We start from the raw sequence: 21,531 nt of genomic DNA, 5'->3' as shown, positions 1-21,531 counted from the left end.
AAAGATATTTTATAAATATATAAAAATATTACTTTTAAAACATAATTTTTTATATAGTTTTATATAATAAATAATGTGGCATCAAAACTAATCGATGAGGCATAAAATGGCCTGGAATAAAACTAATCAAAATGAACCAGAATTAGATCCTTGGAGAAAGAAAAATGATTCAGAAAAGGATGATTTTAAAAATAGAAAACAAAAGAAAAAAAATGAAAAAAAATCTGTAATTAATTTAAAAAAAATTTTTTTTACTATTAATAATATAATTTTTAATACAAATAATACTTTAAATCAATCAAATAAAAAAATTAATCCTATTTTCATTATAATTACTATTCTTTTTTTTATTTGGTGTGCTAGTGGTTTTTATACTATTAAAGAAGCTGAACGAGGAGTAGTTACTAATTTTGGTAAATTTAGTCATTTAGTTGATCCAGGATTAAATTGGAGACCAATTTTTATTAGCGATGTTCAAACTGTTAATGTTGAAACTGTACGGGAATTAGCCACTTCAGGTGTCATGCTTACTTCTGATGAAAATGTAGTACGTGTAGAAATGAATGTTCAATATAAAATTACTAATCCATCTAGTTATCTCTTTTCTGTTGTTTATCCTGATGATAGTTTAAGGCAAGCGACTGATAGTGCTTTACGAGGTATAATTGGACGCTCTACAATGGATAGAATATTAACTGAAGGTAGAACATTAGTAAGATACGATACTCAAAAAGAAATTGAAAAAACTATTAAACCATATAATATGGGAATAACTATATTAGATGTTAATTTTCAAACGGCCAGACCACCAGAAGAAGTAAAATCTGCTTTTGATGATGCTATTGCTGCTCGTGAGAATAAAGAACAATATGTACGTGAAGCAGAAGCTTATGCTAATGAAGTTCAACCTAAAGCTCATGGAAAAGCTCAGCGTATTTTAGAAGAAGCTAAAGCGTATTCTTCACGTATCATTTTAGAGGCACAAGGAGAAGTAATTCGTTTTTTAAAAATTTTACCTGAATATAAAAAAGCAAAACAAATAACTCTTAAAAGAATTTATATAGAATCTATGGAAAGATTATTTAGTAGTACAAATAAAATTTTCATTGATAAAAATAATAATCCAACGTTTTTTTTATCATTAAATAATTTAATTAATAATTCAAAAAAAAATAAAAATTTTTTTTTAAATTCAAAAAAATTACCTAAAAATAAATCTAGTTTTTTAAATAAAAATCAAAAAGTTAATAATTTATCTGATTTATCTCTTGATGATTTTCTAACAACAAGACGTGTTGATTCAATACGTAATAATTTTAAAAATATAGAGAGAAAATAAATATGAATAAATTATTGATTTGTTTATCAAGTATTTTACTTTTTTTAATTTCTTCTTCATTATTTATTGTAAGAGAAGGACAACGTGGTATTATTTTACAATTTGGTAAAGTTTTAAGAAATAAAAATCAAAATACATTAGTTTATGAACCTGGTTTACATTTTAAAATTCCATTTTTAGAAACTGTTAAAATATTAGATTCTCGTATTCATACTATGAATAATCAAGCAGATCGTTTTGTAACTAAAGAAAAAAAAGATCTAATTGTAGATTCTTATATAAAATGGCGTATTAGTGATTTTAGTCGTTATTATTTAGCTACCGGTGGTGGAGATATTTTTCAAGCTGAAGTTTTATTAAAAAGAAAATTTAGCGATAGATTACGTTCTGAAATAGGTTGTTTAAATGTTAAAGAAATCGTCACTGATTCTAGAGGAAGATTAACAATAGATGTACTTCAATCTTTAAATAAAGGAACAGTAAATTTAACAAATTCATCTAAAATTAATGTTAATAGTATGAATGCATTAGGAATTGAAGTAGTAGATGTTCGTATTAAACAAATTAATTTACCTATTGAAGTATCTGAAGCTATATATAATAGAATGAGAGCTGAAAGAGAAGCAGTAGCTAGAAGCCAGCGTTCTCAAGGTCAAGAAAAAGCAGAAAAATTACGAGCAATGGCAGATTATCAAGTATCAATGATTTTATCAGAAGCAAGAAAAAAAGCTTTAATATTAAAAGGAAAAGGAGAAGCTAAAGTAGCAAAATTATTTGCAGATAATTTTCAAAAAGATGCCTCTTTTTATTTGTTTATTAGAACTTTACATGCCTATGAAAAAAGTTTTAAAGGTAATAATAATATTATGTTTATTAATTCAGATAATCATTTTTTTCAATATATGAATGAAATCAATTTAAATTAAAATTTTTAGAATAGGTATTTTAAAATATATGAAAAAAAATATTGTAATTTTAGGAACTCAATGGGGTGATGAAGGAAAAGGAAAAATAGTTGATTATCTTTCTCAGTATAGTTCTTATGTAGTTAGATATCAAGGTGGAAATAATGCGGGTCATACTTTAGTAGTAGATGGTAAAAAAATTGTTCTTCATTTAATTCCATCAGGTGTTCTACATCCTAATGTAATTGGTGTTATTTCAAATGGTGTTGTAATTTCTCTTATTGATTTAGTTAAAGAAATTAAAATGTTAAAAGACTATAATTTTTTTATAAATAATCGTCTTTATATTTCTAATGCATCTTCTTTAATTTTACCATTTCATATAAAAATAGATTTATTACGAGAAAAAAAACTAGGATTAAATGCAATTGGTACAACTGGAAGAGGTATTGGTCCAGCTTATGAAGATAAAATTGCACGTCGATCTATACGTGTTGGAGATTTAAAAAACAAAAAAAATTTATCTAATAAATTAAAAAAAATAGTTAGTTATTATAACGATCAATTAGTATCTATTTATAAAAGTTCACCTTTTGATTATCAAGTGATTTTAGCTGATTTATTGCAAATAAAAAGTATAATTTATGATATGATTAAAGATACTACTTTACTATTACATCAAGCTATTAAAAATAAAAAAACTATTATTTTTGAAGGTGCTCAAGGTAGTTTATTAGATATTGATCATGGAACATATCCCTATGTGACTTCTTCTAATAGTACTATAGGTGGCGTAATTACTGGAACAGGTATTGGTTCAAAAAATTTAGATTATATTTTAGGAGTCACAAAAGCATATTCTACAAGAGTTGGAAATGGGCCTTTTCCTACGGAAGTTTTTAATGATATAGATTGTTATTTTTCTACAATAGGAAAAGAATTTGGTTCTACTACTGGTCGAAAAAGACGTACTGGATGGTTAGATGGTGTTGCTTTAAGATATTCTGTAGAATTAAATTCATTATCTGCTTTATGTATAACAAAACTGGATGTATTAGATAATTTAAAAGAAATAAAAATTTGTATAGCTTATCAAGATGTTTTTACATCAGAAATATATTCAAATTTTTCTTTTTGTATTTTAGAGCATGTAAAACCAATTTATAAAACATTTCCAGGTTGGATGAAAAAAACTTCAGGAATTAGAAACATAAAAGATTTACCTAATCCTGCATATTGTTATATAAAATATATTGAAAAAATTGCTGGTATACCAGTTCACATGATTTCTACTAGTCCAGATCGTAATGATATTATTATGATAAAACATCCTTTTTTAAAATTTTAAATTTATATTTTTTTTATTAATGAATATTTTAATTTAAAATGTTATTGGAGAAGTAAATATGGTAGTCGATACCTACCAAAAAAACAATTATAACAAATATGTACAACTTATTCCTAGTCGTGAATGTATTTTATTATTTTTAAAGAAATATAAAGATTTAATAAATCAAAAAAAAATAGAAAAAAAATTTAGCATTAAGAAACTTAGTGCAAAAAAAGCATTACGTAAAAGATTAAGGGCAATGGAGCGAGATAAGCAAATTATATATACTTATAATCGATATTATATTGCTCCAGAAAATCTTAATACAGTCGAAGGAAAAGTGATAGGACATAGAGATGGTTATGGTTTTTTAAGAAGTGAAAAATTAAAAGAAGATCTTTGGTTATCAACAGAACAAATGAAATTATGTATTCATGGTGACTTTGTTTTAGCACATATTGTTCAATCTAAAAAAAAAGGAAGAAGTTCTGCAAAAATATTAAAAATATTAAGACCAAATAATGTTTTGATCGTAGGAAGATATTATATTGAAAAAAAAATAAAATTTGTTATCCCAGATGATGGTCGATTTAATTTTAAAATATTCATTTTTTCATCAATTTTTACTAAAAGAATTCCAATAGGATCAGTAGTTGTTGTTAAATTAAAAAAAAATTTTTTAAATAAAAAAAGTAAGAATGAAGGAGTAATAGTTGAAGTCCTTGGTGGAAAAAAAATGCGAACTAATCTTGCTATAGATATTGCAATTCGTACACATTCTATTCCTTACTTATGGTCTAAAGAAATTAAAGATCAACTATATAAAATAGATAATAAAATTCATTTAAAAGAATTTAAAAATCGTATAGATTTAAGACATCTTCCATTTTTTACTATTGATGAAGAAGATGCATGTGACTTTGATGACGCCGTTTTTTGTAAAAAAAAAAATAATGAAGAAGGTTGGAATTTATGGGTAGCTATTGCAGATGTTAGCCATTATATTAAACCTAATACTCCTTTAGATCAAGAAGCTTTAAAAAGAGGTAATTCTATATATTTTCCATCATTAGTTGTTCCTATGTTACCAGAAAAAATATCTACAGATTTATGTTCTTTAAATCCTCATGTAGAACGTTTATGTTTAATATGTGAAATGAGTTTATCTAATCAAGGAGAACTAGTTAAATATAAGCATTATGAAGCTATTATATGTTCTCGTGGACGTTTTTCATATAACGAAATATTTAAAATATGGAATGGTGATACAATACTTTCTTTAAAATATAAAAAATTATTAAAAGATATTAATAATTTATTATTTTTACAAAAAATATTTAATAAATATAAAATTTCTAAAAAAGGTATTTATTTTGAAAATATTGAATCTAAATTTGTTTTAGATTCTAATCTTAAAATTAAAAATATTTATCAACATGTTAGAAATGATGCGCATAAATTTATTGAATCATGTATGATTTTAGCAAATATAGCTTCTGCTCAATTTATTAAAAAATACCAATATCCAGTTTTATTTCGTAATCATGATCGTCCAACTAAAGAAAGTATAATTAATTTTAGATCTATTTTAAAAGGATTAGGATTATATTTATTTGGAGGTGAAATACCTGAATCTATACATTATGCAGAATTATTAAAAAGTATTAAGCATCGTTCAGATTATGATATGATCCAAACAATATTATTAAGATCTATGAAACAAGCTGTATATTCTACAGAAAATCGTGGTCATTTTGGTTTATCTTTATCAAGTTACGTTCATTTTACATCTCCTATTAGAAGATATCCTGATCTTTTAGTACATAGAGTCATTAAATATACATTATTTAAGAAAAATGCTAAACAAACATACTTAAAAGAAAATAATGTTTATGAATATAATTTGTATAATGTTAGCAAAATGAGTAAAATAGGATTACATTGTTCTATGACTGAAAGACGTGCAGATGAGGCTACTCGAGATGTTATAGATTGGTTAAAATGTGATTTTATGGAAAAAAAAATTGGTATGATATATACTGGTGTCGTATCAAATGTAACTTCATTTGGTTTATTTGTTCGTTTAAATAAATATTTTATTGATGGTTTAATTCGAATAGAGAATTTATATGGTGACAATTATTATTTTGACTCTATTGGGGTTAAAATTATTGGTAAATCTACTAAAAATACTTTTTGTTTAGGGGATGTACTTAAAGTAAAAGTAGTTTCTGTTAATTTAAATTATAGAAAAATAGAATTATTTTTATGTAACTAATTATTTTTTTATATTTTTTATTAAATGAAATTTAATTGATTTTTTTTTAAAATTCAAATACCATGTATTTTAATAGAAATAGTTTTTATCAGAGTTCCTTGTTTCCTATTTATTATATTTTTTATTTTATTTTGTAATTTTAATTATAAGGAAACTAAAAACCCAAAAGGAGCATGTTATGCGTCATTATGAAGTTGTTTTTATGGTTCACCCGGACTATAGTGATAAAATTAATCAAATAATTGAAAAATATAAAAAAATAATTCTTGATAGTGAAGGTGTCATACACCGTTTAGAAGATTGGGGTAGAAGGCAACTTTCATATCCTATTAATAAGTTACATAAAGCTCATTACGTTTTAATGAATATAGAAGTTCATCCTAAAGTTATCAATATATTAGAAAAAGATTTTCGTTTTAATATAGAAGTTATTAGAAATATTATTATGTTGGTAAATAAAGCAATTCATAAACAATCTCCTATAATTAAATTAAAAGAAGATAAAAAAGAAAAAAATAGATAATTATTAAAAATAATTTTTTAAAAAAATTATTTTTTTAATATTAATTTATATTTTAAAAAAAATATATTTTTATTTTTAAGGATTTTTATATGGCACGTTATTTTCGTCGTCGAAAGTTTTGTCGTTTTACAGCAGAAAATATTGAAGAGATAGATTATAAAGATATTAGTATTTTAAAGAATTATATTACAGAAAATGGGAAAATTGTTCCAAGTCGTATTACAGGTACTCGAGCTAAATATCAACGTCAATTATCCAAAGCGATTAAAAAAGCTAGATATCTTGCTTTAATTCCATATACTGATCAACATCATTAAATATATAATTTAATGTATTTTTTTTAAAGTATTAATAAAAAAGGAGAGTATTAAAGATAATGGAAGTAATTCTTTTATTAAAAATTAATAAATTAGGTGATATTGGTTCAATTATTAAAGTAAAATCTGGTTATGCTAGAAATTATTTAATTCCTCAAGGAAAAGCAATCTTAGCAAATAAAAAAAATATTGAGTCTTTTAAAGCTCAAAAAGTTCAGCTAGAAAAAGAAGATATTAATAAATTACTCATTGCTAAAGATCGCGCAGAAAAAATAAAAAATATAAAATCTATTACAATTTACTCAAAAGTAAAAAAAGAAGGAAAAATATTTGGTTCTGTCGGTATTCGGAATATAATTAATAAACTGTCTCAAATAAATATAAAAATTAATAAAAAAGAGATCAAATTACCTAATGGTTTACTGCGTCATTTAGGAGAGCATACAGTAATTTTTCAACCACATAAAAAAATATGTGAACATTTCCTAGTTAATATAGTTGAAAAAAAGTAATTTTTTTAGATGGTGTTAAATGTTAACAAAAATTTGTAAATTAGCTCGAATTGCTGGTCGTTCTATTATGAAATTTTATTATACTAATAAAAAAATAAATTTTGTATATAAAATTGATCAAAGCCCTATAACAAATGCAGATAAAATATCTCATCAAATTATTAAAAGTGGATTAACCGATATTTCTCCAAATATTCCAATTTTATCTGAAGAAGATTCAAAGACTTATTGCAAAAGCTGGAATATTTATTGGTTAGTTGATCCTTTAGATGGAACGAAAGAGTTTTTAAAAAAAAATGGAGAGTTTACAGTTAATATTAGCTTAATTGAATATGGAAAACCTGTATTAGGTGTTATATATGCTCCATTTTTTAATATTTTATATTATGCATTTAATCAACAAGCTTGGAAAATTGATGAAAAAGGATATAAAAAAGAAATTTCTGTAGTTCATTCTAAACAACCATTATTTGTTATTAGTCGTTCGCATTTAAATTCAAAATTAAATATTTTTTTAGAAAAAATAAAATTTTATAAGCTTAAAGAACTTGGTTCATCTTTAAAGTTTTGTTATGTAGCTGATGGTCAAGCACAATTTTATCCGAGGTTTGGTAATACATATATTTGGGATACAGCAGCTGGGCATGCAATTGTGAATGCAGCTGGTGGTAGTGTAAAAATATACGGTACAAATATAGATTTAGATTATTCTTTATCTACTCGTAAATCTTTAATTAACCCATATTTTTTAGTATCATCATAAGTTTTAAAGTATAATATATATTATAAATAATTATGAAAAAATATAAAATCCAAATAAAATTTTTAAATTCTAAAATTTTAGAAAATAATAATTTTATTCCTAAATATGCTACTCCAGGATCTTCTGGTTTAGATCTTAAAGCTTGTATAAAAAAAAATATACTTTTATCTGCTAAAAATGTTGTTTTAATACCGACTGGTGTTGAAATATATATTGAAGATCCATTTATTACTGCTTTAATTTTGCCACGTTCAGGTTTAGGTCATAAAAATGGTATTGTTTTAGGTAATTTAGTTGGTTTAATTGATTCAGATTATCAAGGTGAATTAATGGTTTCTCTTTGGAATAGAAGTAAAGAAGATTTTTTGATTTATCCAAATGATCGAATTGCTCAAATAGTATTTGTTCCAATTATTCGTCCTGAATTTTATGTAGTAAAAAAATTTGAAAAAACTAGTCGTTTTAATAAAGGTTTTGGTCATTCTGGGGTATAAATAATATTTATTTCATTAAGAATTTCCATATTCTTTATAGTATTTTATTAATTTAAAAGCATATTTTTTTAATTTTTTTTGTTTTAAAAGATAAAAAATTAGATCATCTATTGTTATTATAGAATTTATTTTGTGTGTTTTATATTTTTTTTCATGATGTATGTTATTTAAGTTAATATTTCTTTTTTCTTTACGATCAAGTAAAACAAAAATTGCAGATATTTTTGATTTTTCTTTTTCAATAATTTGAATAGAATGATTTATTGATATTCCTGATGTAATTACGTCATCTAAGATAATAATATTTTTATTTTTTACATTTTTACCAATTAAAGTTCCTTGTTCTCCATATTTTTTTTCTTCTTTTCTATTAAAAGAATATGGAATATTTAAATTGTATTGATTTTTTAATGCAATTGAAGTAGAAACTACAATAGGAATACCTTTATAAGCTGGTCCAAATAACATATCAAATTCAATATTTAAATCCATTATTGCACGAGCATAAAATGATCCAATAATAGCAGTGTCTTGACCTGTGGATAATAATCCTGAATTAAAAAAATAAGGACTAACTCGACCAGATTTTAATATAAATTTTCCAAAATTTAAAACTTTTTTTTTAAAAGAAATTCAATAAATTCTTTTTTCCATTCCATCAAATTAAATCCTAATTAATGGTGAAAAATTCAAGTAAATTTTTTTAATGGCCCTTGCTGGACTTGAACCAGCGACCAAGCGATTATGAGTCGCCTGCTCTAACCACTGAGCTAAAGGGCCTAAATTATTTTTTTCACCTTTTACTATAAATGAATTTTTTATAATAATCTAGAGTTCTTTTAATTTTTTTTGCAGTTAATTTTAAATTAACATATATATTTGACAAATATATAAATTTTTGGTATAAGTATTATGATTCCTCTGTAGTTCAGTTGGTAGAACGGCGGACTGTTAATCCGTATGTCACTGGTTCGAGCCCAGTCGGAGGAGAAAAATATTAAATATTTTTATTTATTATTAAATTTAAATTTTATGATTTTCAAAAAAAAAATTTATCAAGAAAATATATCTACTTTTTTATTTTATGATTATGAAACTTTTGGTGTACATACAGCTTTAGATAAACCAGCTCAATTTGCGTCTATTAGAACAGATGAAAATTTAAATATTATTGAAGAATCAAAATGTTTTTATTGTTTCCCACCAGATGATTATTTACCTGATCCGTATTCTATTTTAATTACTAAAATTACCCCGCAATATACTTTTATACATGGAATGAATGAATATAATTTTTCTAAAAAAATTTATGATATTTTTAAAAAACCTAATACTTGTATTATAGGTTATAATAATATTAGTTTTGATGATGAAATTACTAGAAATTTATTTTATCGAAATTTTTTAGATCCTTATGAATGGAGTTGGAAAAATAACAATTCTCGTTGGGACTTATTAAATATTATGAGAATATGTTATCTTTTAAGACCCCTTGGTATAAAATGGCCAAAAAATAATCTTGGTTTTCCTATTTTTAAACTATCTCATTTAACTCAAGAAAATAATATATTTCATAATAATGTACATGATGCTATATCGGATGTTTATGCAACTATTAGTTTAGCAAAATTGGTACAAAAACATCAGCCTAAATTATTTAATTTTTTCTTCAAATATCGAAAAAAAAATGAATTATATAAATTAATTAATTTAAAAAATTTTCAACCATTACTTTATATTTCTAGTTGTTTTGGTTCTATTCGGAATAATATGAGTTTTGTATTGCCTTTATCATGGGATGAGAATAATCGAAATATTTTAATTACAATTGATTTATTTAAAAATATTGAAAATTTATTTGATTTTTTTAATAAGTATAACTATAACGAAATTAATATCAAGGACTTATTTGATTTAGGAATAATATTAATACATTTTAATCGATGTCCTGTATTTATTCCAATACAATTAATTCGAGAAGAAGATATTAAAAAATTAAAACTAAAAGAATTTTATATTCAAAAAAAAATTAATTTAATTAAAAAAAATTATTTTATAATAAATTATATAAAAAAAATTTTTAAAAAAACAAATATATTTCAAAAATCTTTAAATGTAGATTTGCAAATTTATAATAATTTTTTTAATTTTCATGATAAAAAATTAATAAAAAAAATAAGTAGTAGTAATCCATCAAATTTAATAAATATTCAGTTAAATTTTCAAGATAGTCGTTTGAATGAACTTTTTTTTCGTTATAAAGCTCGAAATTTTTTTTATTTATTAAATACTAATGAAAAAAAAATATGGTTAAATTATTGTCTTAAAGTTTTAAATAAAGATTTTTTAGAAGAATATATAAAAAAAATTGAGAATCTTATAAAGAATTTTTCTAATGATATAGATAAAATAAATTTACTTAATGAATTATTAAAATATACTTTTAAAAAATATAAAGGTTTATTTTATCAAAGATTTAATTTAAGTTAATTTTATGAATATAGTTAAATTTATATTGAGTTAAAATAGAAAGAAGTTGATTAATTTCTTTATTATATTTTGAATATAAAAAAATATTTTTTTTTATATTTTGATTATTTTTATGTTTTAAAAAATGGTGTTTAACGATGTTAATTACTGTATCATGAGAATCTAAAAAATTAATAGGTGTATAAAAAATTTTTTGAATTTCATTTTTTAAAAATAAGAAATGAGTACATCCTAAGTATATAATATTAGGTTGTATTGATAATCTTATCCAAGATTTAAAAATTTTTTTAAATTTTATAATAGAAATTGGTTGTTTTCTAATTTTTTTTTCAGCAAATTTAGCTAATTTATTTGTAGCTATTATATTTATATTTTTTTTGTAGAAATTTTTATATATTATATTCTTAATATATTTGCTATTTATTGTTGCTTTAGTTGCAATAAAACCAATATTACTATTTTTATTAATTTTTATTGATTTCTCTAAAAATGGCAACACTCCAATTATTGGAATATTAAAAGTTTTTTGTAATATTGATAAAGAGGTAGTACTTGCTGTATTACAAGCAATAATTACTATTTTAATTGGATAAATTTTTTGTATTGTATTAATTATTTTTATACTTCTATTTAGAATAAAAGATTCTTTTTTTTCTCCATAAGGAAATGCTGCATTATCTAGCATATATATATAATTAATATTAGGAAGAATTTTTTTAATTTTATTTAATATAGATATTCCACCTATTCCAGAATCAAATATAAGCATTTTTTTATAAAATAAAAATTGAAATGTAATTTAATATAAACTTTTTTAAAAAATATATTTTTTACTTTTTAAATAAAAATAATTTCATGTATTTTTCTATTTTTTTTCGATCTTTTTTATTAATCATATTTAGTTTTTTTTCATTTATTAATTTAGTTTGTTCTATTAACCATTGGTTCCATGCTTTTTTTGAGATTTGATCATATATTTTTTTTCCTAATTTTCCTGGATATGGAGGAGATTGGTGACCCTCAGATTCTTTATTTAAAAATATACAAAAAATTTTACGATCCATTTTTATTGCTTCCTTTAAAAATATTTATATTACGATTTTTAATATTTTTTCTACTAATTTTGGAATTCCTATTTTTTGAGGTTTTTCTAGATTATACCATATTCCTTGTTTTTTAATATTAAGAAAAGTTTCTTCTGAAGATAATTTTATGATAATTGGAGTAGCTTCTAATTTAAAATGACTAAATTCATGATCAAACGCGTTAATTATATTATATTTTTTTACATTTATATTATTTTTTATTAGCCATTTTATTGCTATTATTTTATTTTTAAAAATTGGGAAACAGAATAAATTATTCCAAAATTGTTTAGATGTATTTCTTTTCATCCAAACTTGATTTTTAAAATGAACTACAACAAACCAATATATTTTTTTTAATTTCATTTTTTGATTTTTTTTAAAGATATATTTTATCCAATTTTTTTCTATATAAGCAATACATTTTTTGTTTAATGGGCAAATATTACATTTCGGTGATTTTGGTGTGCAAATTAATGCTCCAATATCAATTATTCCTTGATTAAAATTACCAGTATTATGAATTGGTGTAATAGATTCTATTAGATTCCATAATTTTTTTTCTGTTTTGGTATTTTTTGAACATTCTGTAATTCCATAATATCGTATTAAAATTCTTTTTACATTTCCATCTAAAATAGGAAAGGAATAATTTAAAGTAAAAGATAATATACTGCCTGCTGTTGATTTTCCTATACCAGGTAATTTTATTAAATCTGAAATATTTTTTGGAAATTTTCCATTAAATTTTTTTTGAATAATTTTAGATGTTTCATAAATATTTTTTGCTCTTTTATAGTATCCTAGTCCACTCCATATATATAAAACATCATCTAACGAGCTGCAACTTAAAGAATTTAAATTTGGAAATTTTAATATAAATTTTTTAAAATATGGAATTACAGTTTTTACTTTAGTTTGTTGTAACATTACTTCAGATATCCAAACATTATACAATGTTTTATTTTTTTGCCATGGAAGATTTTTTCTTCCATATAAATGATACCAATTAAGAATAATTTGTGAAAAACTATATATAGTCATTTCTTTTAAATTATTTATTAGTTTTATAAAAATATATATATATTTTTTAACAAAAAATTATTAAAATTTCAATTAATAATTTTTATAATTATAAATTTTTTGCTTAAAATATGAAAAATAATATTATAACACCTAAATATAAAGATGGAGTTTTTTTAAGACAAAATCAAAGTTTTGTATGTCGAAAAGGTCGGATTACTAATTCTCAAATAAAATCAATTAAAAAATATTGGCACTTATTTGGTATTGATTACCAATTAAATTTTTTAAATTTTTTATCAGTTTTTAAATATAATTATCCAGTTATTTTAGATATTGGTTTTGGATCTGGAAATTATTTAGTAGAAATGGCAGTTAATAACACTGATAAAAATTTTTTAGGTATTGAAGTGTATTTATCAGGAATAGGTTCGTGTTTACGACTTGCATATCTTTCTAATATAAAAAATTTAAAAATAATTTATTTTAATGCAGTTGAAGTAATTGATAATATGATTCCAAATTATACAATATCAAAAATACAGATATTTTTTCCTGACCCATGGCCTAAAAAAAGACACCATAAGAGAAGAATGATACAAGATGTTTTTTTAAAAAAGATTAGAAAAAAATTAATTATTGGTGGAATTTTACATATTGCAACTGATTCAAGAGAATATGCATTTTATATATTAAATATAATAAAAAATATTAAATTTTATAAAAATTTATCTATAACAAATACTTTTATATCAAATTCTATGTTTTATATAAAGACAAAATTTGAAAAAAAAGCTAATATTAAAGGAAATAAAATTTTTCATTTAATGTTTACATCTCAATTATAAATATTTTTTTAATTTAAAAAAATTGTTAATAGTTCATTTAAAAAAAATTTTCCTTTTTTTGTAGTTTCCCAAGAATTTACATTTTCTAATATATATTTTTTTTTTATTGCTTTATTAATATTTTTTTTTATACTATCTAGGCTAATATTTGTATATTCTTGAAAATGTTTTTTATAAATAGGTTTATATAATCTAAAAGCATTCATAAAATATTCAAATGGTTTATCTTTTTCTAAAACTAGTTTTTTAGAATGCAAATATTTTCCATTTATAAAATCATTAATATTTTTATTTTTGATAGTTCTAATAATATCACCGTTAGTTTTTGTTATTTTACCATGGGCGCCACAACCTATTCCAATATAATCACCAAAATTCCAATAATTAAGATTATGCTTGCATTGATAGTTTAATTTCATATATGAAGATATTTCATATTTTATATAACCTGATTTTTTTAAGAATTTATCACCTTGATGAAACATTTTAAAGATGATATTTTCATTTTCTAATTTTATTTTTCTTGTATAAAAAGGAGTATTAGGTTCAATAGTAAATTGATACCATGAAATATGTGTTGGATTGTATTTAACAGCATTTTTTAAATCTGATAGAACATGTTTTAATGATTGATTTGGTAATCCATACATAATATCAATATTAAAATTTTTATTAATTTTTTTTATTTCTTTTATTGCTTCAATTGCTTCTTTTTTATTATATGTACGTTCTATTTTTTTTAATAAATATGAATTAAATGTCTGTATCCCTAAAGAGAATCGATTAATTCCATGTTTTTTATATTGTCTAAAACGTTTATATTCTATTGAATTTGGATTAGACTCTATACTAATTTCTGCGTATTTTGATATTTTTGCTCTTTTTTTTATTCCATATATTAAATTTTTAATAGAATTATGATGTAATAAACTAGGAGTTCCACCTCCAATAAAAATATTATTTATTTTTCTTTGATTTGTTAATTTTAAATCTTTTTCTAAATCTTTTAATAAACTTTTAATATATTTTTCTTCTGGAATAATATTTTTATTAACATATGAATAAAAATCACAATATCCACACTTTTTTGTACACCATGGAATGTGAATATATAAATTAATTGGAGGAAGTCTAAACATAATATTATATATTATTATTTTATAAGATTAATTTATTAGAATTTTTAATTATTAAAAATTTTTTTTCCAATTCTAATCATATTACTTTCATTAATAATCGATTCTTTTAGATCAAAACTTGTTCCTAATGATAAAGTGTCAACTGAATCATATTTATCTTTTAATGTATAAAAAATATTTTTAATATTTTCATAATCATAATATTTTGTTCTGTGTTTTTTAGGCATTGCCATGATTCCACGAAAATTTAAATTAGGCATTTGATTAATAAATTGAGCTAAAGATTTATAATTTTTTATATCAACGCCATTTTTATTTGTTTCTTGAGAAATATTAATTTGCATAAGTACATTCATTCGTAACTGTGTATTTTTTCTATTTTTATTTAATAGAAATGCTATTTTTTCTCGATCAATAGTTTGACACCAATCAAAATGTTGAGCAACTAATTTTGTTTTTTTTGATTGTAATTTTCCTATAAAATGCCAAATAATATTTTTATATTTTTTTAGTTTTTTAATTTTTTCTACTCCTTCTTTCACATAATTTTCTCCAAATTCATATATTCCATATGATATTGCTGTTTGAATTTTTTCAGTTGATTGATTTTTACTTGCTGCAATTATTTTAATTATTTTTGAATAAGAAAAATTTATTTTTAGTATTTTTTGTATTTTTTTTTTCAGATTTTTTATATTATTTTCAATATTTTTCATATTTTAAAAGTTAAATTTAATTTATAAAGACTTGATTTAACCAGCTTTCTAATATAAGAACAGCTGAGATAGAGTGTATTTTATCTTTGCTTAGTCCTTTAAATCCATGTTTATTAAATATCAAAGATCTAGCTTCTATTGTGCTTAAACGTTCATCATGTAATTCAACGGATGTGTGAAATTTATGTTTTAGTAAATTAGCAAATTTTTTTGCTTTTTTTGTAATATTTTGATGAGTTCCATCCATATTTAAAGGAAGTCCTACAATTGTATAATTAGGCTCCCATGTTTTAAATAAATATTTTACATCGTTCCAATTTGGATGACCATTATGTGCAGATAATTTTTTTAAAGCTTTTCCTTGTTTTAGGATATTTTCTCCTATAGCAACGCCGATATTTTTTATTCCAAAATCAAATGCTATTATTATATTTTTCATTTTTTTAATATATTTTATTTTCTATATAATTAATTAACATTCCACTAATAGATATATTTATATTAGATTCAATTTCACAAATACATGTTGGACTTGTAATATTAATTTCTGTTAATTTATCACCAATAATATCTATTCCAACAAAAATTAATCCTTTTTCTTTTAACATTGAAGATATATAATTTATTATTTCCCAATCTTTTTTTTCAAGTTTTTTAATTTTTACTGTTCCTCCGGCTGCTATATTTGCTCGATTTTCTTCTTTTTTCGGGATTCTAGCAACGCACCAAGGTACAGCTTCTCCATTAACAATTAATATTCTTTTATCACCATTTTTTATATCTGGTATATATTCTTGAATCATACAGTATTTTTTTTCATAATTAGTCATTTTTTCAATAATAGAGAAAAAATTTGCATCATTTTTTTTAATTCTAAAGATACCTGATCCTCCCATGTTATCTAATGGTTTAACAATAATATCTTTATTATTTTTCCAAAAATGATATATTTGAGAAAGATTTCTAGTTACTAAGGTATTTGGAACAAATTGATCAAACCACAAAGTAAAGATTTTTTCATTACAATCTCTTAGGCTTTTTGGTTTATTAATAACTAGTACACCCTTTTCTTCAGCTCTTTCAAGAATATATGTTGCATATATAAATTCCATATTAAATGGAGGATCTTTACGCATCAAAATAACATCTAATTTATGTAGTGGAATATTTTTTTCTTCAATAAAATTAAAATATTGAGTTTTTTGATTTTTTAATCTTAATATACGTGTTTTTGCATATGCAATTCCTTTTTTTAAGTATAAATCATTCATTTCCATATAATAAATATTATGCTGTCTTTTTTGAATATTTAGTAAAATAGCAAAACTTGAATCTTTTTCTATTTTAATTAGTTGAATTGGATCCATAACAATTCCAATTTTTAAAATTTTTTTATTCATATTTTTATGTTTATTTTTTTAAATATATAAAATATAAGATTTCTTTTTAATAAAATTTAACTATATTTTTTTAAAATAATATATTAATTTTTTATAATTAATTTAATCATATTTAGAATCACAATAATTGTCAAATCTAGACCAATGACCATTAAAAGTTAAACTTACGGTTCCAATTGGTCCATTTCTTTGTTTTCCAATAATAATTTCTGCTATACCTTTAAAGTCACTATTTTCATGGTATATTTCATCTCTATATATAAACATTATTAAATCTGCATCTTGTTCTAAAGAACCAGATTCTCTTAAATCTGAATTTACTGGTCTTTTATCTGCTCTTTGTTCTAACGAACGATTTAATTGAGACAAAGCAATAACTGGAACTTCGAGTTCTTTTGCTAACGCTTTAAGTGTTCTTGATATTTCAGCAATTTCAAGAGTTCGATTTTCCGAAAGAGATGGAACTCGCATTAATTGTAAATAATCTACCATAATTAAAGTTAACCCATTATTTTCTCGATAGATACGACGAGCTCTTGAACGTACTTCACTTGGTGTTAGTGCAGATGAATCATCTATATAAATATTCTTTTTTTTAAGTAATACATTAATAGTTCCAGATATTCTAGACCAATCTTCATTGTTTAACTTTCCTGTCCGAATACGTGCTTGATTAACTCTAGATAATGAGGCTAACATACGCATCATAATTTGTTCTCCAGGCATTTCTAAACTAAAAATTAATACTGGTTTATCGTATAACATAGCAGCATTTTCACATAAATTCATTGCAAAGGTTGTTTTTCCCATAGATGGTCTTGCTGCAATAATAATTAATTCAGAACGTTGTAATCCTGCTGTTTTTTTATTTAAATCTTGATATCCTGTATTTATACCTGTTACTCCATCATTAGGAGATAAAAATAATTTTTCAATACTAGTAATAGTTTCATCTAAAACTTTTTCAACATTTTTAGGTCCTGCATCTTTTTTAAAACGTTTTTCTGCAATTTTAAAAACACTAGATTCAGCATAATCTAAAAGTTCTTCACTTTTTCTACCTTGTGTATCATATCCGGCATTTGCTATTTTATTAGCAACTAATATCATTTCTCTTGTAATTGCACGTTCTCTAACTATATCTGCATATGCAGTAATATTTGCTATACTGGGTGTATTTTTTGATAATTCTGCTAAGTATGAAAATCTACCTACACTTTCTAATTTACCTTTTTGTTCTAAAGATTCAGATAATGTAATTAAATCAATTGGATGTCCTGCATTTAATAATTGTTGCATTTCTTTAAATATTAATTGATGTGGTTTACTAAAAAAATCATCAGCAACTACATGTTCTGAAACTGTATCCCATTGTTCGTTATCTAACATTAAACCACCTAATACTGATTGCTCTGCTTCTATTGAATGTGGAGGAATTTTAAGTTTATTAATTTTATTTAAATATAATTTATTTTTACCCATATATATTGCATGTACCATGATTAAGAAAATTAATTTGAAATTATATTCTAATGTTAAAATAACACACCATTTTCTAACAAATGTATTTGATATTTTTTATTAGTTTATTTTTAACTTATTTTTATAAAATATTAATATTATTTATAATAAAATTATTTTTTAAGTTATACTTTTATTGATGATTTAAAAGATATTTTATATGGGATATTTTATAAATATAAATAATACAAAAATTTTTTATTTTTTAATAAATTTTAAATATTTTATTTTATTTATTTTTTAAAAATTAAAAACTTATATAAGTTTTTTAATTGAAAATAAAATTGATTAAATTTATTTCAATATATTTTTACATATTTATTATTAAATTAATTAGATAAAATTATTTTTTGAAAAATTAAGATTAAATAAAAATAATTTTTTTATTAAAATTTTTATTTAATTTTGATTAAGATATATTTTAATTATAAAAAATTATAAATAAATTTAATTTTTTATAATTTATTTTTATTTCAATAGTATATCTTTAGATTATTAAAATATTTTACTACTAAATACATCTTTTATGTTTAATTTAATAAACTAAACATTTTCTATTTTATTATAAATCATGCAAAATTTTATTTAAAAATATATTTTATTATAATTTAAAAATGGAGTTTGTATTATGGCAAGTAGAGGTGTAAATAAAGTTATTTTAATTGGTCATTTAGGTCAAGATCCAGAAGTCAGATATATGCCAAATGGAAATGCAGTAGTGAATATGACTCTTGCAACTTCGGAAAATTGGAAAGATAAAAATACAGGTGAAAATAAAGAAAAAACAGAATGGCATAGAGTAGTATTATTTGGAAAATTAGCGGAAATAGCTGGAGAATATTTACATAAAGGATCTCAAGTATATATTGAAGGATCATTGCAAACAAGAAGATGGCAAGATCAGAATGGTTTTGAACGATATACTACTGAAGTAATAGTAAATATTGGTGGAACAATGCAAATGTTAGGAAATAGAAATTCTAATTCTAATAAACTTACTACTAATGAAAGTAATCTTTCAAAATCTAAAAAAATAGAGAATACTGATAAATCTCAAAATTTAGAAAAATATAAATTAGACAAAGAACAAGTTGATTCTTCAGAAATTGATTTTGATGATGAGATCCCATTTTAAATTATAAAAATATATTTTTTATAGCCCCATTATTTTTTGGGGCCAGATTAATTTTTATATTATTTTATTAAAATATTTAAATAAAATAGAGAAAAAATTTTTTTTATGTGAGATAAATGGAATATGTCTTGATTTTTCTATAATAATAGATTCACTATTAGGGCATATTATATCAATTAATTTTACAACTTCTTTAGGAACTAAATTATCTAAATCGCCATAAATACGTAAAAATGGTATTTTAATTTGAGATATTTTATGTCTTAAATCAACAGATAAAATCATTTTTAATCCATTTTTTAATATTTCTTGATTAGGTATATTTTTTTTTTGAAATAATATTTTTTTTAATATCGTTAAATCATTTAAATATTTTTCTGAATCTAATGTATGTAAAGATAGAAAATTATTTAATGTACTAAAATAATTATTTTTTAAATCATGGTAAAAATGATATATTTTCTTTTTCTCTATTCCTGGCCAATTATTTTTTTTTATAAAATATGGAGAAGAGCAAATATTGATCAGTCCTAAAATTTTTTTAGGGTATGATAATGCAAATTGAATAGCGATTAATCCTCCTAGAGACCATCCTAAATAAATAGAATTTTTAGGCATATAAAAATTTAATATTTGAATTATTGATTGAATATTAACAGGTCTTAATTTTTTATTTACACCTATCCCAGGAAAATCAATTAAATGTACCTTAAAATACATAGATAATTTTTGACTGATTAATAGCCATATATTAGAATCAAAACCCCATCCATTTAATATAATTAAATTAATATTTCCATGTCCTAAAGTTTTCCAATAAAAATTTTTCATTTATAATTAATATTTTAGAATTATCTTGTGTTTAATTTGATTAATTAGTAAAATTATTATTTTTATATTTAACAATTTTAATAACAAATATTATCTCAATGATTATGATTAAAATTTCTAATGAAGCTCAAAATTATTTATTATCTCTTTTATCTAAAGAACCGATTGGAACTCAAATACGAGTTTTTATTGTTAATCCTGGAATGAAAAATGCAGAGTGTAGATTATCTTATTGTTATTTAGAAGAAGTAGATAAATCTGATATTAAGTTATATTATAATAACTTTTATATTTATGTTAATCAATCTATTATTCATTTTTTAAAAGATTCTGAAATTGATTTATTAATAGATAATTTAGGTTCTCAACTTACTTTTAAAGCACCATATGCAAGAAAAAATATTATTCAAAAAAATCTTACTTTAAAAGATAAAATAAAAAATTTTTTAGACCAAGAAATCAATCCACAATTATTATCACATGGTGGTAAAGTGAATTTAATTAATCTTTCTAAAGATAAAGTAGTATTTATAAAATTTAGTGGTGGTTGTAATGGATGTTCAATGATTGAAGTTACTTTAAAAGAAATGATTGAGAAAAAAATATTATCTTTTTTTCCTGAAGTTAAACAAGTTATTGATAATACTCAACATTTACATGGAAGTCATTCTTTTTATTAATAAAAAATTTTTTAGACAATTTTATTATCATAATATTTTTTTTTTACTATCTATAAAATTTTAGTAATACATAATTTATTAGAAGATTTTTATTTTAATTAGATTGATTATAATAAATAAATTTTTAAAAATTTTTTATAGAATAAATTAGTATTTTATAAATTCATTATGTTAAATTCATAAGATTTTAATGATTTCTTCA

Annotated in this window: 22 protein-coding genes, 2 tRNA genes and 1 pseudogene; 14 read left to right on the top strand and 11 right to left on the bottom strand. The window is 21.8% G+C overall.

All coding sequences use genetic code 11. The features are described 5' to 3' along the window. Window positions 1–106: 106 nt before the first annotated feature. From hflK to dut, 9 genes are all read left to right on the top strand, one after another. The gene (gene hflK, locus AB4W67_RS02795; RefSeq protein WP_367682510.1) at window positions 107–1,339 is read left to right on the top strand and encodes an FtsH protease activity modulator HflK; all 1,233 of its coding nucleotides are present in this window, start codon (window positions 107–109) and stop codon (window positions 1,337–1,339) included. Window positions 1,340–1,341: 2 nt separating this feature from the next. Next, window positions 1,342–2,265 carry a protease modulator HflC gene (gene hflC, locus AB4W67_RS02790; RefSeq protein WP_367682509.1) on the top strand — a complete coding sequence of 308 codons (924 nt, stop codon included), beginning with the start codon at window positions 1,342–1,344 and terminating at the stop codon, window positions 2,263–2,265. Between the two features lie 28 nt (window positions 2,266–2,293). After that, entirely contained in the window at window positions 2,294–3,592 is a 1,299-nt protein-coding gene (locus tag AB4W67_RS02785) for an adenylosuccinate synthase (protein WP_367682508.1), read from the top strand. Between the two features lie 58 nt (window positions 3,593–3,650). Further along, complete coding sequence (rnr, locus tag AB4W67_RS02780; protein WP_367682507.1) at window positions 3,651–5,852, top strand: ribonuclease R; 2,202 nt, start codon at window positions 3,651–3,653, stop codon at window positions 5,850–5,852. A 178-nt stretch (window positions 5,853–6,030) separates the two neighbouring features. Next, window positions 6,031–6,375 (top strand): 30S ribosomal protein S6, encoded by a 345-nt coding sequence (gene rpsF / locus AB4W67_RS02775; RefSeq protein WP_367682506.1) that lies wholly within the window; start codon window positions 6,031–6,033, stop codon window positions 6,373–6,375. An 89-nt stretch (window positions 6,376–6,464) separates the two neighbouring features. Next, window positions 6,465–6,692, top strand: coding sequence for a 30S ribosomal protein S18 (gene rpsR / locus AB4W67_RS02770; protein ID WP_367682505.1), 228 nt, complete (start codon window positions 6,465–6,467; stop codon window positions 6,690–6,692). Window positions 6,693–6,751: 59 nt separating this feature from the next. Further along, window positions 6,752–7,204, top strand: a complete 453-nt coding sequence (gene rplI / locus AB4W67_RS02765; RefSeq protein ID WP_367682504.1) for a 50S ribosomal protein L9 — start codon at window positions 6,752–6,754, stop codon at window positions 7,202–7,204. Window positions 7,205–7,223: 19 nt separating this feature from the next. Continuing rightward, entirely contained in the window at window positions 7,224–7,967 is a 744-nt protein-coding gene (cysQ, locus tag AB4W67_RS02760) for a 3'(2'),5'-bisphosphate nucleotidase CysQ (RefSeq protein ID WP_367682503.1), read from the top strand. Window positions 7,968–7,999: 32 nt separating this feature from the next. Further along, entirely contained in the window at window positions 8,000–8,461 is a 462-nt protein-coding gene (gene dut, locus AB4W67_RS02755) for a dUTP diphosphatase (RefSeq protein ID WP_367682502.1), read from the top strand. Window positions 8,462–8,476: 15 nt separating this feature from the next. Here the strand turns inward: dut and pyrE are convergent. Together pyrE and AB4W67_RS02745 are read right to left on the bottom strand one after the other, a co-directional pair. After that, window positions 8,477–9,120: pseudogene (gene pyrE, locus AB4W67_RS02750) on the bottom strand (orotate phosphoribosyltransferase). Between the two features lie 48 nt (window positions 9,121–9,168). Further along, a tRNA-Ile gene (locus tag AB4W67_RS02745) sits at window positions 9,169–9,241 on the bottom strand. A 137-nt stretch (window positions 9,242–9,378) separates the two neighbouring features. On the opposite strand from AB4W67_RS02745, the gene AB4W67_RS02740 reads away from it, so the two are divergent. Next, a tRNA-Asn gene (locus tag AB4W67_RS02740) sits at window positions 9,379–9,451 on the top strand. Further along, the gene (gene sbcB, locus AB4W67_RS02735; RefSeq protein ID WP_367682501.1) at window positions 9,422–10,951 is read left to right on the top strand and encodes an exodeoxyribonuclease I; all 1,530 of its coding nucleotides are present in this window, start codon (window positions 9,422–9,424) and stop codon (window positions 10,949–10,951) included. Before AB4W67_RS02740 ends, sbcB begins: the two co-directional genes overlap by 30 nt. Here sbcB and murI read toward each other — a convergent pair. The 3 genes from murI to mutY all read right to left on the bottom strand — a co-directional run bounded on the left by murI (window position 10,938) and on the right by mutY (window position 13,080). Beyond that, window positions 10,938–11,720 (bottom strand): glutamate racemase, encoded by a 783-nt coding sequence (gene murI, locus AB4W67_RS02730; protein WP_367682500.1) that lies wholly within the window; start codon window positions 11,718–11,720, stop codon window positions 10,938–10,940. The two genes, sbcB and murI, sit on opposite strands and share 14 nt — an antisense overlap. Before the next feature lie 61 nt (window positions 11,721–11,781). After that, entirely contained in the window at window positions 11,782–12,015 is a 234-nt protein-coding gene (locus tag AB4W67_RS02725) for an oxidative damage protection protein (protein ID WP_367682499.1), read from the bottom strand. 24 nt (window positions 12,016–12,039) lie between these two features. Further along, a complete protein-coding gene (gene mutY / locus AB4W67_RS02720; RefSeq protein ID WP_367682498.1) occupies window positions 12,040–13,080 on the bottom strand; it encodes an A/G-specific adenine glycosylase in 1,041 nt (346 codons plus the stop codon). 110 nt (window positions 13,081–13,190) lie between these two features. On the opposite strand from mutY, the gene trmB reads away from it, so the two are divergent. Then, complete coding sequence (gene trmB / locus AB4W67_RS02715) at window positions 13,191–13,907, top strand: tRNA (guanosine(46)-N7)-methyltransferase TrmB (protein ID WP_367682497.1); 717 nt, start codon at window positions 13,191–13,193, stop codon at window positions 13,905–13,907. 8 nt (window positions 13,908–13,915) lie between these two features. Here trmB and hemW read toward each other — a convergent pair whose 3' ends face one another. The 5 genes from hemW to dnaB form a co-directional block, all read right to left on the bottom strand. Next, window positions 13,916–15,046 (bottom strand): radical SAM family heme chaperone HemW, encoded by a 1,131-nt coding sequence (gene hemW, locus AB4W67_RS02710; RefSeq protein ID WP_367682496.1) that lies wholly within the window; start codon window positions 15,044–15,046, stop codon window positions 13,916–13,918. Window positions 15,047–15,090: 44 nt separating this feature from the next. After that, the gene (locus AB4W67_RS02705; protein ID WP_367682495.1) at window positions 15,091–15,762 is read right to left on the bottom strand and encodes a YggS family pyridoxal phosphate-dependent enzyme; all 672 of its coding nucleotides are present in this window, start codon (window positions 15,760–15,762) and stop codon (window positions 15,091–15,093) included. Window positions 15,763–15,778: 16 nt separating this feature from the next. Then, window positions 15,779–16,201, bottom strand: a complete 423-nt coding sequence (ruvX, locus tag AB4W67_RS02700; RefSeq protein ID WP_367682494.1) for a Holliday junction resolvase RuvX — start codon at window positions 16,199–16,201, stop codon at window positions 15,779–15,781. Window positions 16,202–16,205: 4 nt separating this feature from the next. Further along, the gene (gene gshB, locus AB4W67_RS02695) at window positions 16,206–17,162 is read right to left on the bottom strand and encodes a glutathione synthase (RefSeq protein ID WP_367682493.1); all 957 of its coding nucleotides are present in this window, start codon (window positions 17,160–17,162) and stop codon (window positions 16,206–16,208) included. A gap of 102 nt (window positions 17,163–17,264) precedes the next feature. Further along, window positions 17,265–18,662, bottom strand: coding sequence for a replicative DNA helicase (dnaB, locus tag AB4W67_RS02690; protein WP_367682492.1), 1,398 nt, complete (start codon window positions 18,660–18,662; stop codon window positions 17,265–17,267). A gap of 649 nt (window positions 18,663–19,311) precedes the next feature. On the opposite strand from dnaB, the gene ssb reads away from it, so the two are divergent. After that, a complete protein-coding gene (ssb, locus tag AB4W67_RS02685) occupies window positions 19,312–19,818 on the top strand; it encodes a single-stranded DNA-binding protein (RefSeq protein WP_367682491.1) in 507 nt (168 codons plus the stop codon). A gap of 54 nt (window positions 19,819–19,872) precedes the next feature. Here ssb and bioH read toward each other — a convergent pair whose 3' ends face one another. Then, window positions 19,873–20,649: a pimeloyl-ACP methyl ester esterase BioH gene (bioH, locus tag AB4W67_RS02680; protein WP_367682490.1), complete on the bottom strand. Its 777-nt coding sequence runs from the start codon at window positions 20,647–20,649 to the stop codon at window positions 19,873–19,875. Between the two features lie 104 nt (window positions 20,650–20,753). Here bioH and AB4W67_RS02675 point away from each other — a divergent pair, with 104 nt between their 5' ends. Beyond that, on the top strand, window positions 20,754–21,329 hold the full coding sequence (locus tag AB4W67_RS02675) for an NfuA family Fe-S biogenesis protein (protein WP_367682809.1): 576 nt from the start codon (window positions 20,754–20,756) through the stop codon (window positions 21,327–21,329). Window positions 21,330–21,531 lie beyond the last annotated feature (202 nt).

It is taken from the genome of Buchnera aphidicola (Protaphis terricola), from assembly GCF_964059145.1.
Classification (GTDB): Bacteria; Pseudomonadota; Gammaproteobacteria; order Enterobacterales; family Enterobacteriaceae; genus Buchnera; species Buchnera aphidicola_BP.
The sequence above is the reverse complement of the archived record's forward strand: the minus strand, read 5'-3'. Positions and strand labels throughout refer to the sequence as shown.

Bases quoted from the DNA above. Each gene is read 5' to 3' on its own strand.
- hflK (WP_367682510.1), top strand. From the start codon at position 107: ATGGCCTGGAATAAAACTAATCAAAATGAACCAGAATTAGATCCTTGG.
- hflC (WP_367682509.1), top strand. From the start codon at position 1,342: ATGAATAAATTATTGATTTGTTTATCAAGTATTTTACTTTTTTTAATT.
- AB4W67_RS02785 (WP_367682508.1), top strand. From the start codon at position 2,294: ATGAAAAAAAATATTGTAATTTTAGGAACTCAATGGGGTGATGAAGGA.
- rnr (WP_367682507.1), top strand. From the start codon at position 3,651: ATGGTAGTCGATACCTACCAAAAAAACAATTATAACAAATATGTACAA.
- rpsF (WP_367682506.1), top strand. From the start codon at position 6,031: ATGCGTCATTATGAAGTTGTTTTTATGGTTCACCCGGACTATAGTGAT.
- rpsR (WP_367682505.1), top strand. From the start codon at position 6,465: ATGGCACGTTATTTTCGTCGTCGAAAGTTTTGTCGTTTTACAGCAGAA.
- rplI (WP_367682504.1), top strand. From the start codon at position 6,752: ATGGAAGTAATTCTTTTATTAAAAATTAATAAATTAGGTGATATTGGT.
- cysQ (WP_367682503.1), top strand. From the start codon at position 7,224: ATGTTAACAAAAATTTGTAAATTAGCTCGAATTGCTGGTCGTTCTATT.
- dut (WP_367682502.1), top strand. From the start codon at position 8,000: ATGAAAAAATATAAAATCCAAATAAAATTTTTAAATTCTAAAATTTTA.
- sbcB (WP_367682501.1), top strand. From the start codon at position 9,422: ATGTCACTGGTTCGAGCCCAGTCGGAGGAGAAAAATATTAAATATTTT.
- murI (WP_367682500.1), bottom strand. From the start codon at position 11,720: ATGCTTATATTTGATTCTGGAATAGGTGGAATATCTATATTAAATAAA.
- AB4W67_RS02725 (WP_367682499.1), bottom strand. From the start codon at position 12,015: ATGGATCGTAAAATTTTTTGTATATTTTTAAATAAAGAATCTGAGGGT.
- mutY (WP_367682498.1), bottom strand. From the start codon at position 13,080: ATGACTATATATAGTTTTTCACAAATTATTCTTAATTGGTATCATTTA.
- trmB (WP_367682497.1), top strand. From the start codon at position 13,191: ATGAAAAATAATATTATAACACCTAAATATAAAGATGGAGTTTTTTTA.
- hemW (WP_367682496.1), bottom strand. From the start codon at position 15,046: ATGTTTAGACTTCCTCCAATTAATTTATATATTCACATTCCATGGTGT.
- AB4W67_RS02705 (WP_367682495.1), bottom strand. From the start codon at position 15,762: ATGAAAAATATTGAAAATAATATAAAAAATCTGAAAAAAAAAATACAA.
- ruvX (WP_367682494.1), bottom strand. From the start codon at position 16,201: ATGAAAAATATAATAATAGCATTTGATTTTGGAATAAAAAATATCGGC.
- gshB (WP_367682493.1), bottom strand. From the start codon at position 17,162: ATGAATAAAAAAATTTTAAAAATTGGAATTGTTATGGATCCAATTCAA.
- dnaB (WP_367682492.1), bottom strand. From the start codon at position 18,662: ATGGTACATGCAATATATATGGGTAAAAATAAATTATATTTAAATAAA.
- ssb (WP_367682491.1), top strand. From the start codon at position 19,312: ATGGCAAGTAGAGGTGTAAATAAAGTTATTTTAATTGGTCATTTAGGT.
- bioH (WP_367682490.1), bottom strand. From the start codon at position 20,649: ATGAAAAATTTTTATTGGAAAACTTTAGGACATGGAAATATTAATTTA.
- AB4W67_RS02675 (WP_367682809.1), top strand. From the start codon at position 20,754: ATGATTAAAATTTCTAATGAAGCTCAAAATTATTTATTATCTCTTTTA.